A 14,074-nucleotide genomic window follows, 5' to 3' on the forward strand; every position below is an offset into this window, starting at 1 on the left:
TACCTTAACGGTACCCGGCAGGACGGATGGGATTGGAAAGTTCCATGAGCGCTACGCCGCTTTGCGCCATGCGCTCGGCAGCTGATAGCCTGCTTCAGTGCGGGAGTCCAGCAACGTTCCGAGCAGCGCGGCTTCCTGCGCCGTGAACTTTTGCTTCGTCTTTGGATTGCGGCACTGCTCCAGCGTGTACTCCGTTCCTCGGTATGCCAGATAGCGCACGTTGCCCGGGTTGTAGTACACGTTGGTGAGATACCTGCGGAGCAGGGACGGGGACCGTCCTTTCAGGTATCGCGTGTCGACGATTCGAGCGTCCTCGAAGTAGCAGTAATCAATCGCGCTGAAGCCGAACAGCCAGTAATGCTCACGCCCCTTTCCGTCGGGCAGGTACTCGGTGGTTTCCTCTGGAGTGAAGCCGAGCTTGAGACGGCCTTCCACATACCAGCGAAGCCGGTCGTGCCATTGGTCTATCTCGCAATCCATGAGGAGCCTGAAGCGGCTCCTCAGTTGCAGGTGCAGCTTGCTGTCGGTGATGAGGTACCTGGCCGACCTCCTCGAAGCGGTCGTGTTCAGCCGGCCCAGAGCGCATGCGGCCATCCGGATTCCATCCACATCCACCGTACCGGCGGCGAACTCCTCCATCACCTTATCGAAGCTGGCGTCATCCGCATGCGCCAGTTCCGGAGCGACGAGCGAAAGAATCTGGAGGACCGCCTCCTCTTGGTCGGACTGGTCCTTCATGCCCCGGTTCTGGAAGAAGTCCTTGAGCTCTTCCACGAGCATTTCGAATGGCAGGCCGGAGCAGCCCATCGTCTTGGAGACCGTTGCGATGCGCTGGCTGCGCACATGCCTGACCAGCCATTCGCAGTCGTTCACGTTCCTCATCAGGTAGTCCGGCTTCCTGAACTCGGCTGCTGCGTATGCGTCGAACAAGGTATCGACGGACACCCTCGGTTCGTCGAGCAGAACGTTGCATCCCTGCGGTACCTCCGCAACATGGCGCAGCTCAGGTCCCTGCGCGATTCGCAGCAGGGCCTTGCGTCCCTTCTCGGTCTGCGGCTGGATGCGTCCGCCGACGAGCTTCCATCCGCGCGAATCCGCGAGCATGTTGAACGCGAGCAGCGTGGCCAAGCTTGTGAACGTCACGTGCGAGTACCTGCACTTCGGGTCGCTGCACGGCATGTACAGATTTCGGTCGGTTTGGGAGATGTGCGCCTTGACTGTCTTCTTTGCGGTCATGGATTTTTTCTTTCGTTGTCATCTGGTTTTTACGTTGAGCAGCGGCACATTCGTTGTGCACCAACTGCTCGATGACTTCGAGAATAAGGCATAGAAAAACCTGCGTCAAATCCATTACGCCTTAAGTTCAGAATACAACACTTTAACAAGTTGGTCAAGTTATGGCGTGTCGCAATGTTTGGCACGATACCTGACTACATCATCTCTTTCAAAAATGCTCACTGCAAGCATCGCACCAAACATCCGCCTTGCTTTTCAATCTTCAAAATCAGAGTCCAACACTCCCTCCGACATCCCGAGATGCCCTATACTGGATGCAAAGCCGAGGCGGAACGTGCCGACATGTGTGCCGACACGAGATTCGAGAGAAAGGAACGCTGGAATTTCAACGGTTTTCGGGGTTTTGAATCAATCTCGTATCCTCCGCCATCGCCGGAACCCTTGATTCCCAACGGATTCCGGCTTTTTTCATAGCCTTTTCACAGGTGCCGGTGTCGTCATAGGGTGCTCGTTCTGGGAGCGCCGTAGTCCGTCACCATGTCATACTCCCTCTGCACGGCTCACTCACCAAGCCGGTCATCCCCTTGCTGGGTTATTCCGCAGGGGCACCGCAGCGCCCCAAGACCCTCAACCGCAAACGACAATCAAACCGGGCGCATCTCCCGAAGAACCTACGGAGCAATCACAAATAGCCTCACCGCAGGAAACCACTCTGAATTGTCGATTTTTGGTGAATTGTCCACAGCCTGAACGCCTCGGGACAGCCATAACGGCACAGTTATCCACAGGAATGCGACACATCGTCGCATTCGATTGACGGAAAAGCGGTTTCCCGTAGCCGATTACCTCCCTGCCAAGCAGGGCCCCTCTACATCCGTACATCCATCCGTGACAGGCTGGAGTCCGCAGGCCAATGCTCAACCCCAACGCCGACGACCACATTCAACCACTTGCAACCGGCGTCCAGCAGTTGCTCGCCGTCAACCGGAATACATCGAGCCCCACCTCTCGCACGACCTTGGGATTTTATGATTATGTGCGATTCTTTACTGTTCTCTGACTCCCTTCCAGAGTAATGCAGAGGGTGCCTCGGCATGAACCGAAGCACCCTTGAATACCAGGAGCCTTCCCCGATAGCGCGAGTCCACTCCCCTCGGCACAATGCCGCGCCGCACCATCCGAACAGCCTATCGATTGCGCACCATCGCGCGCTGCCGCACAGTGCCGTTTCCTGACACGTCACTTCATAGCAGCGGCGAAACAACGCCGGACGGCTCCCTCACCACATCGGCAAGCCCCACGGTGTGGGCATCCTCACAAATCAGCGCATCGGCCGAGGCGATCGCCCGGATGATGTCGCGGCATTTGCATTCGCCGTCCGCGTCCAGATGGCGAGCCAGGCAACCGGCACCGGCCACCGGCAATTCGAGCACGCACGAGGCCTCACGAATCAAACGGGAAACCACCGCGCCGGTGGATCGCTCGTCATAGATGCCATCCGCCTCGCCCATGCCGTAGAGGCACAGCCGGTCGTCGTCAAAGAAGCGCTCCTCGAATTCGTCAAGACCCACGGCATTGGCGATGGGACCCACGAACATCGACTCGCCCCACTCATTGATGCGGAAGGAATCGGCCAGGTACTGCGCGATCGGCGCCGCTTCAAGACCCACCGGCAACGAGACCAGGAATACGCCCGCCCGCCCGCACAGCGACTCCAGCACTCGCTCGAGATCATGCTTGACGGTGCAGCTCAGGCAACACTCCTCAAGCCCGAATGAGTCGGACTCGCCGAACGCCACCCCGCTCGCCTGCGGACGCACGATGTTGCGGATGATGTCGAGCCCCGACTCCACGGCACCATTCGGACGCACGTCATAGGAAATCGAACACACAGACGGGCATGAGTCGACAAGCGTGAACGCCACCGAGTCGATGCTGAGCCGATCGGCGCCAGTAAGCAGCACCACGGGAGTGCTCCCCTCCGCGTTTCCCTGTGATTGCAATGCCGGATGAATCATGACAGCCTTTCTAATTTGATAATGATTATCATTATGATATAGTCGCAGGCATGTCCAAAACATGTCAAATTCTGGGAACGCGCGCCGGGGTCGGCAACAGCGTCTCCCACTCGCACAGGAAAACACGCCGAATGTTCGCCCCGAACCTGCAATCCAAGCGGTATTGGGTGCCGTCCCTGCAGCGCCACGCCACCCTTACCGTGAGCGCCCGGGGCATAAAGACCATCGACCGCATCGGCATCGAGGCGGCCCTCGCGCGCATTCAGCGCAATCAGGAACTCAACTGACGCGCGCAAGACGCAATCCGCAATCCATACCCTGACACCCGATAGAAAGCACCAATCATGGCAAGCAAATCCGCCGCAGTACGTCCGGTCATCACTTTGCGATCCGCCGCAGGCACCGGCTTCACCTACACCACCACCAAGAATCGTCGCAACACACCGGATCGCCTCGAACTCATCAAGTTCGACCCGGTGGTCCGCAAACGGGTGCCGTTCCGGGAAACCCGCTGAGAAGGAGCCAGACATGGCCAAAACCAGTAAGATCAACCGGCAATTGCAGCGCGAACGCATGGTCGCCAAATACGCTGAACGCCGCGCCGAGTACAAGCGCGACAGCGTCAACCCGCATCTGAGTGCCGAAGAACGCGCCGAGGCGATGCGCAAACTGCAGGCACTCCCCCGCGACGCCAGTCCCACCCGCCTGCGCAACCGCGATTCCATCGGCGGCCGCCCGCGTGCCTACAACCGCAAGTTTGGACTCTCGCGCATCAACCTGCGCGAGAAGGCGCACAAGGGCGAGCTGCCCGGCGTGGTGAAGTCCAGCTGGTGATTTCACCGGCGCGGCCGCAATCCAATAACCATCAATCACAACCAAAGGTCCATAACCATGCAAGAAGGCATCCACCCCGAATACGGCCCCGTGGTCTTCTATGACCGCTCCGCCGACAAGTACTTCCTGACCAAATCCACACTGGTTTTCAAGGCCAACAATCTGCCGACCATCGACTGGGAGGACGGCAACATCTACCCGCTCGTCAACGTGGAGGTGTCCAGTTACAGCCACCCGTTCTATACCGGCAAGAACGTGGTGCTCGACACCGCCGGCCAGGTGCAGAAGTTCAACGCCCGATACGGCAGGAAGTAGTCCGAACCCACCCCATCCGCAACAAGAAAGGAACGGACATGAAAGTCAAAGCATCAGTCCGCTCACTGGCTCGCAAAGACGGTTCCTATGTTGTCCGTCGGCGCGGCCACCTGTACGTGATCAACAAGAAGAATCCCCACTGGAAGGCAAGGCAAGGCTGATGGCACTGCCCAAATACAAGACGTCCCGAGCCAACACGCATTCTCGCCGAGCCAATTGGAAGGCCAAAGTACCCCAGTTGGCCACGGTCAGAACACCCGAAGGCGAAGCGGTTCAGGTTCCGCAGAATCTGGCCGCCGCCGTACGAAAGGGGTATATGAAACCATAACCACCATCGATGGATTCCACATCCACCAAGTCTCGCAACAACATGACAGCGGCGGTTCCGCCCCGAATAGTCACGGCACGTGTTCTTCTCCTATTTCCTCCACATGCCGCCGTTCACGGGCGCGAACCGCCGCTACCATATCGACCGACCATCCGCATATATCCACACGTATTTTCGAGAGAAAAACATTAGGTAGAAAGTCAGAGCATGACTGATCCAAATACCAGCCAGCCCTCAACCAATCGCTCCAAGAACCATCAGACCGACAGCCCGATTGGCGGCAGTGCATCCGATAGCACCGCGCGCAGCAGCAATGCATCCGCTGTCGCAACCACCGTCTCCAAACGCAACACCATCATCGGCATTGTCGTCGCTTTCGTTATCGGCGCCGTACTAGGCGTCTTGATTCTCGGCGCATTCACCTTCCTCAAGCCAAACGGCTCGACTTCATCAACCGTAGGCAACACCGCGAGCCCAGCCGCAGACGCCACCAATGACTCCTGCGACACCACCTTCACCGTGGTCGCCTCAGTCAACCAATGGGGATCCTTGGCCCAACAGCTCGGCGGCTCCTGCGCCACAGTGACTTCGCTCATCAACTCGACCTCCGCCGACCCACACGATTACGAGGCCACCGCATCCGACCTAGCCAAACTCGCCAAGGCGGACATCGTGGTGCTCAACGGCGCAGGCTATGACGGCTGGGCTGAGAAAGCACAGCTTGATACCAAGCGTCAAGCCGTTGTGAACGTAGGCGATCTCATGGGCATCACCGCCACCGAGGAGCACGAGCATGACCACGACCACGCCGACGGCGAGGAAGGACATCATCATCACCACGGTTCCACGAACCCGCACCTGTGGTTCAGCCCCGAAGCCGTGCTGAAAACCGCCGAGGCCATCAACGCCGCCTATACGGACAAAGCCGGCGCGAGTTCCGCCACCGCCGCCACCGCTCAGCGTCACTTCAACGAGTGGAATGGCGAGTACGCCGACTTCGTGACCCTAGTGAACAAGGCCCGCTCCACCGACGTGCAGCGCCGCTATGTGGCCACCGAATCCATCATCAGCTATCTGCTGGAATACATCGGTGCAATCGACAAGACTCCCGCAACTTACACGAACGCGATGAACAGCGAAGCCGAGCCCTCCGCGGCGGACCTCAAGAACGCCCTGAACATCGTCTCCGGCAATGACGTGGACCTGCTCGTCGTCAATCCGCAGGAAATGAACGGCTTCGCCAAGAAACTCAACGAGGCCGCGCAATCCAGCAACAAGACGATCATCTCCGTAACCGAACAGCTGCCGGAGAACCAGAAGACGCTGCTTGGCTGGCTCACGCTGATCGCCAACCAGGCTCTGGCCACCGACACCACCAACGGTTACTTCCTGACCCAGGACGTCAAGGACCGCAGCCTGTCCGACTACGAGGGCGAGTGGCAATCCGTCTACCCGCTGCTCCAGGACGGCACACTCGACAAGGCGATGGAAGCCAAGGCCAAGAAGGGCGACATGACCGCAGCCGAATACACGAAGTACTACGACGTCGGCTATAAGACCGATGTGGAGAGGATCGCCATCAAGGGCGATCAGATGAGCTTCACCCGAGGCGGCAAGACGGCCACCGCCACCTATGAGTACAGCGGCCTCAAAATCCTCGACTACGCCAAGGGCAATCGCGGCGTGCGCTATCTGTTCACCGCCACCGGCGACGCGCCCGAAGGTGCACCGAAGATCGTGCAGTTCTCGGATCACGGCATCGCGCCAACCAAGGCCGCGCACTTCCACATCTTCATGGGCAATGATTCCCAAGAAGAGACCTTGAAGGAAATGGACAACTGGCCCACGTATTACCCGGCGTCCATGAGCAAGGAGGAAGTAGCCACCGAGATGCTGGCTCACTGATTCCTTCCCTGACCCGCGATGCCGCCTTCTGCCCCGGCAGATACCGGTATCGCACCATGCAATACGGGGATACTTGCGTATGCGCAGATATCCCCGTTGCCATATTCATCCCGCCTCCAGCATTTGACCCTCAAAGTACATGCTCGCACGAAGTACCAGATTGGATTGGCTACAAGGTATTGGACGGTTTTGTGAGGGACCAGGCAACGAAGGAGTTGATGGTCATGGCTGATCCGAGGCATCCGCGCAGGTTCACGGAGGAGTTCAAGAGACAGATAGTGCAGTTGTGCGAGAACGGCAAACCTCCTGTGAAGATCGAGCGCGAGTACGACATCTACCATTCCACCCTGCACCGGTGGGTGCAGGGCATCCGCAACAGCGGCTCCACGAAAGCCGCCGACAACCGGACCCCGGAGCAGAACGAGCCGGTCGAATTGCGCAAACGCAACCGGCAGCTGGAGATGGAGGCGGATGTTTCAGAACAAGAGGCGAGACGTACGGGGCCAGGAAGATCAGGGCCTCGCTGCGCCGCGAGGGCATCGTCATGTCGCGCCGCCGCATCAACCGGTACGTGTGGTGGTACAACCACCAACGGCTCCACTCGACCTTCGATTACATGAGTCCCGTGGAGTTCATACAACAAGGAAACACCCTCTAGAAACAGTCCAACACACTGTCGCCAATCCAACCGACGTGATCGTGCGCCGCGAGAACCTGGACCGCTACGATGACCGACTCATCGTGGCCACGAACCTAATCGAGGCACAGTCGCAAATCTCCAAGTTCGCGAAACGATATCTGCCCGACCGGTTCATGCTGGAAGGCGACCAGACCGTCAGCCCACGTGACATCATCATCCGCGAACTGGTCTCGAACCTGATGATCCACCGCGAGTTCGTCGGCCCTTACCCGGCCAAGTTCCTCATCCTGAACGACGGCATCCATACGGAGAACGCGTCCAAGGCCATCTTCCAAGGGCAGCTCGCCATCACGAGCTTCAAACCGGTATCCAAGAATCCGTTCATCGCGAAGTTCTTCCGCAACATCGGCCTTGCCGACGAGCTCGGCAGCGGCATGCGTAACCTGTACAAGTACTCGAAGCCCTACTCCGGCAAGGACCCTGTGCTCGACGACGGAGACGTGTTCGAGGCATTCGTCCCCGTACGCTGGGTGGAAGGCACCACCGCCGAAGACGGTTTACCTGCTCACGATGAAGCCGAATATGGCCCGGCTGGGACTGTACATGACCCCCATGAGCAGGAAAAGATCCAAATGAAACTGTAAATGAAACTGTAACCAGAGAGCAACGTCTTCTGGAGCTACTGCGCAACAATCCATCGACCACATATCGACAGGCGGCTAACGCACTAAGCGTGTCGTACACCACCGTGTGGAGGACTCTCCGCGCAATGCAAGAGGCCGGTTTCATCGAACGCACTGGTTCGGACAGACGCGGCACATGGCGCATTCTCACTCCACATCAGACATCCCACGAATGACGTGAAACCGCGTGCATATACACAACGGCCCAAATATGTACACGATCGTGCACATTCACTGTTTTTGCAGTGGCGTGGCATGACACATATTTCGAAATGACCGAATTCCCACGATTTTCGTGCCACGCGAATGTATGAAGTCCGAAAATGCGTTGGCGTGGCACAATTGAATACCACGCCAGTGCGAATCAGACAATTTTGCGTTCGTGTGCACACATACAACACATCGATCGCAGATCAGTTCAGGGCAATGCGTCGATATGACCCTGCAGGTGCTCGATGAACCGTATGGCCGCCAGTGGGAGCCTGTCGCGATCGGCGTATGCGATCGCGATGGTGCGTTCCACGGGCGGGTCAGTGGGACGTAAGGCGAGCTTGTAGTTGGTGCTGGTACGGTGGAGGATGAGTTCGGCGAGGATGCTGAAACCCAATCCAGCCTCGACCATGGTCATAATCGAATAGTCGTCGTGGATGCGCAACCGCACGTTCGGTTTAAGCCCAATCGACGTGAATGCTTCCAACGGCTCGGAGTAGTGGCCTTCCTCCAGCAAGATCATGGGTTCCTTGGCGAGCGCAGCCAATGGCACCCGATCGAGTGCGGCGAGTGGGTGGTCTTGTGGCAGGACGGCAAGCATGGCACCCCGTTTGATAGTGATGGTCTGTACGTCGCGCGCGGCGGCGGGGTTGATGAATCCGAAGTCGATGGTGCCGTTGTGGATCCATTCCTGGATGGTGGTGTAGTCACCTTGATGCAGGACGAACCGCACGTTCGGGTGGCGTTGCTGGAATCCACTGATGAGTCCGGGCAGCCAGTGGGCGGAGATGCTGGCGATAGTACCCATGCGTATCACGCCGGTATCGAGACCGAGGATCTCGTCGGTCCGTTCGCGGATACGCAGACCGTCCTCCACATAGCGCTCGATGAGTGGATAGAGCTGTCGTCCCTCCTCGGTGAGCGTGCATCCGCCTCGCTGCCGGTTGAGCAGAGTGATGTCGAGTTCCTTCTCCAGCGAGGCGATCATCTGGCTGACGGCCGACTGGCTGCATCGCAGTTCGTCGGCGGCCGCGGAGAAGCTGCCGTATTCTACGATGTGCCGCAGGGCGAGATACCGGTTGTCCATGATTGCCCATCATAGACAATGCATAAGCATTGCTTATGCATTCATTAGCGGATTTGATTGTACTTATCGTATGCGCCCGTCATACGATGGCCGCCATCGGCCGCGCAATCACGCGAACCGAATCGATTCCACGGAAGGGGAATGAATCATGACTATGCGGCAGTATGTGGTGGACGCGTTCACGGACAAGGTATTCAAGGGCAATCCGGCGGCGGTGTGTCTGCCGGAATCGTGGCCTTCGGACGAGCTGATGGCGGACATCGCGATGGAGAACCGGTTCTCCGAGACCGCGTTCGTCGTGCGTGAGCCAGCGGGATGGCATCTGAGATGGTTCACGCCGGGCGGCGAAATCGACCTGTGCGGGCACGCGACGCTCGCCTCCGCGTATGTGGTGCTGCGGTTTGTGGAGCCGAATGCCGATGTGGTGTGGTTCCGTACGATGAGTGGCATACTGACCGTGACCCGCGAGCGCGGCGGAAGCAGCACCGATTGCGGCGCCGACGTGTTCACAATGGACTTCCCGGCCTTTGATCTGAAGTCCACACCGGTTACCGATGCGATGGAACAGGCCCTGGGCGCGCGTCCCATCGAGGCGTGGCTCGGCCGCGACCTACTGTGCGTGATGCCCGACGAGCGCGCAGTGCGCGGGCTCAATCCCAATCAGGAACTGGTCAAGAACCTGCCCGGCCTGCTCACCAACGTCACAGCGGCAGGAGACGCAGGCTCGAGCTTCGACTGCGTATCCCGCTCGTTCGCGCCGAAGCTCAACGTCCCCGAGGACCCGGTCTGCGGCTCCGGCCACTGCCATATCCTGCCGTACTGGAGCAGGCACCTCGGTAAAGACGCGCTCATCGCATATCAGGCCTCGGCGCGCGGCGGCATCATCCATGCCAAGGTCAAGGACGGTCGCGTCAGTCTCGGAGGCAGCGCAGCGCTGTTCTCCATCGGCACCATCCTGCCCGATTGATGGCGGCAACAGCTCAAAAGCCGTATTCGCATGACGCTCGCAACCAATTTCATCAACGCGCGAAGCTCCAAAGAGCCCAAAAGCTCCGGCCTCAAGCGGCAACACAAGAGTGATTTGCGTAATACGCGATTGCGTGTATTGTTGTGCAAGTTGCCCGACGAACTGTAAGTCGCCAGCGCATCACCGCCCCGATAGCTCAGTGGTAGAGCACTTCCTTGGTAAGGAAGAGGTCGTGAGTCCAATTCTCACTCGGGGCTCTCTCTATTCTTTCACTTCATACCGCGCCTGCCAACAGCCTTAACCGCAGTAATACTGGCCAGCGCCACCACAAACAGCACCGTCAACACCGGAATCAGCGCCGCATATCGATGCGCTTGATCGGGCGCATGCGTCACCACGAACGACGCCAGCTGATTGCCGGACAATCCCGCAAACGCCCATGCGCTCAGCGTCAAACCATGCGTAGTGGACACGGTTTTGGTACCGAAATGCTGGTCCAACAGCACCGGCAGCGTAGAGAAGCCACCACCATAGCCGGCATTAACCAGGAACAGCATGGCGAGCACAGCCCACAACAGCGCGTTATCGATGCTGCCCGTCACCATCTGCAGCGCACATACTGCAATCGACATCACAAAGATCACCTGATACACGCTTTCACGGCGTTTCAAGTGGTCAGACAATGCGGAGAATCCCACACGACCGGCCGTATTGAACACGGAATCCACCGCAAGCACCAAACCGATGATGCCAGCAATTGCAGCAGCAAAATCGGAAGCATCCAAAGCAGCATACCGCGGCAAAGCCTGCAGCACATCGTGAAGAATGTCCTTCTCCTGACTGATCAATGCCAAACCGCAGGTGATATTGATATAGAACGCCATCCAAATACCCCAGAACACCGGCTTCTTCAGAATCGACAAACGGCTGACATGCGAAGCAACCGGATCGTAGGACCAACCAGCCGGGCGCTGAATCAGCAGAAATCCGATGACCATCATCACCGCATACACCGCGGCGAGCACATAAAACATGCCGACGAGCCCCACGACACCAATCAGCCATTCCATCGCCGGGCTCGCCAGCGCCTTGGACAAGCCGAATCCAGCGACGGCAACGCCTGTGGCCAGTCCTTTATTATCCGTGAACCAGAGCATCAGATTCTTGACCGGCGTCAGATACCCCACGCCAAGGCCCACACCCATAATCGCGCCATAGCAGATGAACACACCCGGCAGGAATCCCAAGGCAATGCTCACACCAGTGCCCGCAAAACCGACCACGAAGCAGATCATCGAGACCAACGCGGATTTCTTAATATCCTTCTCCACCATCGGTCCGGCGAACGCCGCGGACATGCCCAGGAAGAAAATCGCAAGCGAGAAACCCCATTCCACCGAGGAAGCGCTGACGTGCAGCTGATCGGCGATGAGCTGCTTGAACACACTCCAGCAGTAGACGGTGCCAATCGGGATATGTATCAACAGTGCGGGAATGATTGCGCTGGTCCAGCGGTTTCCGGAAGACTGCTTGACGGTGGCCATGCAGGTGAATCCTTTCGACTCTCGTACGTTTCTCATCAGTCGTACGGAATCAGCGACCCCTGCAACACAAACACCACATAATGAATGTGCGTTTCTCCGGCGTCGTTGATTCCGTCGACGCCGACAAACAGCACTGTACCACCACTTCACCGGCAGCACGCACACGTCACTAAAGAACACGGCATGATATTGTTCACATTCGGATGCCGAGAAGATCGCTGACACAGAAAGAAAGCCCCGAATATCATGACCTCACACCTTGCCGAAGCAGGACGCACGCTGGTTCCTCGCAAAGATGATCGCTATGGCCTGCTTTCCCCCGCACTGGTCATTCTCACGTTCGTCGCTGGGCTGGTGGATGCTTTAAGCTACTTGGCGCTCGGCCATGTGTTTGTGGCCAATGTGACCGGCAACATCGTCTTTCTGGGTTTTGCGTTCGCCCATGCGCAGGGCTTCGTCTGGTGGACTTCGGCGCTTACGCTGGCCACGTTCATGATCGGAGCGTTCATCGGCGGGCGCATTATTCATTACTGCGGCGCTAATCGCGCGCGCCATCTGCTGGTGTCCACGTCAATTCAGCTGGCTTTTGTGGCGGCTGCGCTCATCGGCATCTACCTGCTCAATCAGTTCGCGCCTGAGCCCTCGATGGGTGGCACTGATGCTTCAGCCATCGCCCGCGCCGCGCAGCCTAGTCTGAACTTCCCCACTGCCCGGCATATTGATCTGCATATTATTCTGCTGATTGTGCTGCTCGCCCCAGCTATGGGTATCCAGAATTCCACTGCGCGCAAGCTTTCGGTGCCGGATCTGCCCACGACTGTGCTCACGATGACGCTGACTGGGATTATCGCTGACACTTCGGCGCATGGTCATGAGCAGTCAAAACTTGGTCGGCGAGCCATTGTGATGTTGGCGTTGGCCCTCGGCGCCTTGACTGGAGCGACGTTGCAGACGCGCGGGCATGAGGATGTGATTCTGATGGTGATGATTGCTTGCCTCGTCGCCGTCATCGCCATGATGCTGCCCTATATCCATTCCGATGCCCGCTGGATCACGGACAGCAAATAATTACCGCATAACCCTCACCAAACGTACGCCGAGTACCCTTTTGGCGTACGTGCACTGCGGGTTTTTAGCACTCAATGCCGTATTCGGCGTACATGTAGGCGTCGTACTGGCGCTCGCCGCCATAGTAGGCGTCGTCATGATGCGATTCCTGATGGTTGTTGCTCGACTGCATAATCATTCCTTTTCCTAACTTCATCGGTATTACGATCAGATATAGCGGAGGCGCGTTACCGAACTATGCGCGTCCAGCAAATCGCAGGTGAACTCATGGAGAATTTCGCAATCTTCCATCCAGCACCGGTTCCGAAGCGAAGGAGACCAGTCATGCGTATTATCGAGCAGTTCTGTCAAGGTAAACGGCTTGATCAGTCGCTCAACGAGGATGGTCTCATTGTTACGGACGGATTCGCTGCGGTAGTGGATGGTGTGACCAGCAAAAGCATTCGGCACCTCTGGCACCCCAGTAGCGGAGTGGCTGCCAAGAATCATGTCCTCGAGACCATCGCCGGATTGTCCGTAACCTCCACGATGCGCGAAGTGCAGCAGGCAATCGACGCACAGTTTCAACAGGCCTATCGCGAGTGCGGCTCTTACGACATCCTTGTTCACGAACCCATCGAACGACTGCAAGCCAATGCCGTGATCTATAGTGTGCATCGGCGCGAGATATGGTTATTCGGCGACTGCCAAGTCATGGTCAATGGTCAACAGACCCCTACAGTCAAGCGAGTAGACGAACTCTTGGGAGAACTGCGCGCATTCACTACGCTTGCTTTACGTAGGCAGCAATCCTCTGCCAACTCCACTGAGTCCAGCTCCGCAACGGACAGCACCGACCCTGCCCGCGACATGATTCTGCCATTTCTGCGCCTGCAATCCCAGTTCGCCAACGCGCGCGGCCCTTATGGATACTTCGTATTCGATGGGTTCACGGACCTGACATATCCGATTCGCACAGTGACTGTGAGCTCTGGCGATGAAGTGGTGCTCGCCTCGGATGGCTACCCGGTGCTGCAGCCTACGCTTACTGCGAGTGGACGCGAATTACAGCGGCTCAAGCGCGAGGATCCGGAACTCATCAGCGAGTATCGGTCCACAAAGGGTTTTGTTGAAGGTTACGATTCGTTCGACGACCGTACCTATGTGCGATTCATCGCCTAAGTTCGCTCACCTCAAGAATTTGGACACTCATACAAAAACTCGCGTCAAATGTACACTGAGGATGGCTCAGTGTACGTT

The 14,074-nt window shown here is 57.8% G+C and carries 16 protein-coding genes, 1 tRNA gene and 2 pseudogenes; 15 read left to right on the top strand and 4 right to left on the bottom strand.

Features of this window, described 5'->3' with window-relative positions; genetic code table 11:
* Positions 1–51 precede the first annotated feature (51 nt).
* Entirely contained in the window at positions 52–1,236 is a 1,185-nt protein-coding gene (locus JS530_RS01280) for a hypothetical protein (RefSeq protein ID WP_214375423.1), read from the bottom strand.
* 1,244 nt (positions 1,237–2,480) lie between these two features.
* Positions 2,481–3,254: a hypothetical protein gene (locus JS530_RS01285; RefSeq protein WP_214375424.1), complete on the bottom strand. Its 774-nt coding sequence runs from the start codon at positions 3,252–3,254 to the stop codon at positions 2,481–2,483.
* Positions 3,255–3,304: 50 nt separating this feature from the next.
* Between JS530_RS01285 and rpmB the strand changes: the two genes are divergently transcribed.
* The 11 genes and pseudogenes from rpmB to JS530_RS11025 form a co-directional block, all read left to right on the top strand.
* The gene (gene rpmB / locus JS530_RS01290) at positions 3,305–3,541 is read left to right on the top strand and encodes a 50S ribosomal protein L28 (RefSeq protein WP_214375425.1); all 237 of its coding nucleotides are present in this window, start codon (positions 3,305–3,307) and stop codon (positions 3,539–3,541) included.
* A 57-nt stretch (positions 3,542–3,598) separates the two neighbouring features.
* The gene (gene rpmG / locus JS530_RS01295; protein ID WP_214375426.1) at positions 3,599–3,769 is read left to right on the top strand and encodes a 50S ribosomal protein L33; all 171 of its coding nucleotides are present in this window, start codon (positions 3,599–3,601) and stop codon (positions 3,767–3,769) included.
* Between the two features lie 13 nt (positions 3,770–3,782).
* The gene (gene rpsN, locus JS530_RS01300; RefSeq protein ID WP_214375427.1) at positions 3,783–4,088 is read left to right on the top strand and encodes a 30S ribosomal protein S14; all 306 of its coding nucleotides are present in this window, start codon (positions 3,783–3,785) and stop codon (positions 4,086–4,088) included.
* Positions 4,089–4,145: 57 nt separating this feature from the next.
* A complete protein-coding gene (locus JS530_RS01305) occupies positions 4,146–4,403 on the top strand; it encodes a type B 50S ribosomal protein L31 (RefSeq protein WP_214375428.1) in 258 nt (85 codons plus the stop codon).
* Positions 4,404–4,441: 38 nt separating this feature from the next.
* Positions 4,442–4,564, top strand: a complete 123-nt coding sequence (gene rpmJ, locus JS530_RS01310; protein WP_012578244.1) for a 50S ribosomal protein L36 — start codon at positions 4,442–4,444, stop codon at positions 4,562–4,564.
* On the top strand, positions 4,564–4,731 hold the full coding sequence (rpmF, locus tag JS530_RS01315; protein ID WP_214375429.1) for a 50S ribosomal protein L32: 168 nt from the start codon (positions 4,564–4,566) through the stop codon (positions 4,729–4,731). Before rpmJ ends, rpmF begins: the two co-directional genes overlap by 1 nt.
* 207 nt (positions 4,732–4,938) lie before the next feature.
* Complete coding sequence (locus tag JS530_RS01320) at positions 4,939–6,636, top strand: metal ABC transporter substrate-binding protein (protein WP_214375430.1); 1,698 nt, start codon at positions 4,939–4,941, stop codon at positions 6,634–6,636.
* Positions 6,637–6,860: 224 nt separating this feature from the next.
* Positions 6,861–7,127: pseudogene (locus tag JS530_RS01325) on the top strand (transposase); the annotation flags it as partial.
* Positions 7,128–7,180: 53 nt separating this feature from the next.
* Positions 7,181–7,294: an IS3 family transposase gene (locus tag JS530_RS11020; protein ID WP_214375431.1), complete on the top strand. Its 114-nt coding sequence runs from the start codon at positions 7,181–7,183 to the stop codon at positions 7,292–7,294.
* Positions 7,295–7,335: 41 nt separating this feature from the next.
* On the top strand, positions 7,336–7,920 hold the full coding sequence (locus tag JS530_RS01335; RefSeq protein ID WP_214375432.1) for a putative DNA binding domain-containing protein: 585 nt from the start codon (positions 7,336–7,338) through the stop codon (positions 7,918–7,920).
* A 26-nt stretch (positions 7,921–7,946) separates the two neighbouring features.
* Positions 7,947–8,135: pseudogene (locus JS530_RS11025) on the top strand (winged helix-turn-helix transcriptional regulator); the annotation flags it as partial.
* 242 nt (positions 8,136–8,377) lie between these two features.
* Here JS530_RS11025 and JS530_RS01345 read toward each other — a convergent pair.
* Positions 8,378–9,256 carry a LysR family transcriptional regulator gene (locus JS530_RS01345; protein ID WP_214375433.1) on the bottom strand — a complete coding sequence of 293 codons (879 nt, stop codon included), beginning with the start codon at positions 9,254–9,256 and terminating at the stop codon, positions 8,378–8,380.
* Positions 9,257–9,404: 148 nt separating this feature from the next.
* On the opposite strand from JS530_RS01345, the gene JS530_RS01350 reads away from it, so the two are divergent.
* Both JS530_RS01350 and JS530_RS01355 read left to right on the top strand, forming a co-directional pair.
* Entirely contained in the window at positions 9,405–10,223 is an 819-nt protein-coding gene (locus tag JS530_RS01350) for a PhzF family phenazine biosynthesis protein (RefSeq protein ID WP_214375434.1), read from the top strand.
* A gap of 185 nt (positions 10,224–10,408) precedes the next feature.
* A tRNA-Thr gene (locus tag JS530_RS01355) sits at positions 10,409–10,480 on the top strand.
* Positions 10,481–10,492: 12 nt separating this feature from the next.
* Here the strand turns inward: JS530_RS01355 and JS530_RS01360 are convergent.
* Positions 10,493–11,767 carry an OFA family MFS transporter gene (locus JS530_RS01360; RefSeq protein ID WP_214375435.1) on the bottom strand — a complete coding sequence of 425 codons (1,275 nt, stop codon included), beginning with the start codon at positions 11,765–11,767 and terminating at the stop codon, positions 10,493–10,495.
* A gap of 246 nt (positions 11,768–12,013) precedes the next feature.
* Between JS530_RS01360 and JS530_RS01365 the strand changes: the two genes are divergently transcribed.
* Positions 12,014–12,835: a YoaK family protein gene (locus tag JS530_RS01365; protein WP_214375436.1), complete on the top strand. Its 822-nt coding sequence runs from the start codon at positions 12,014–12,016 to the stop codon at positions 12,833–12,835.
* 324 nt (positions 12,836–13,159) lie between these two features.
* On the top strand, positions 13,160–13,996 hold the full coding sequence (locus tag JS530_RS01370; RefSeq protein WP_214375649.1) for a hypothetical protein: 837 nt from the start codon (positions 13,160–13,162) through the stop codon (positions 13,994–13,996).
* Positions 13,997–14,074: the final 78 nt, after the last annotated feature.

Source organism: Bifidobacterium colobi, assembly GCF_018555455.1.
GTDB lineage: Bacteria > Actinomycetota > Actinomycetes > Actinomycetales > Bifidobacteriaceae > Bifidobacterium > Bifidobacterium colobi.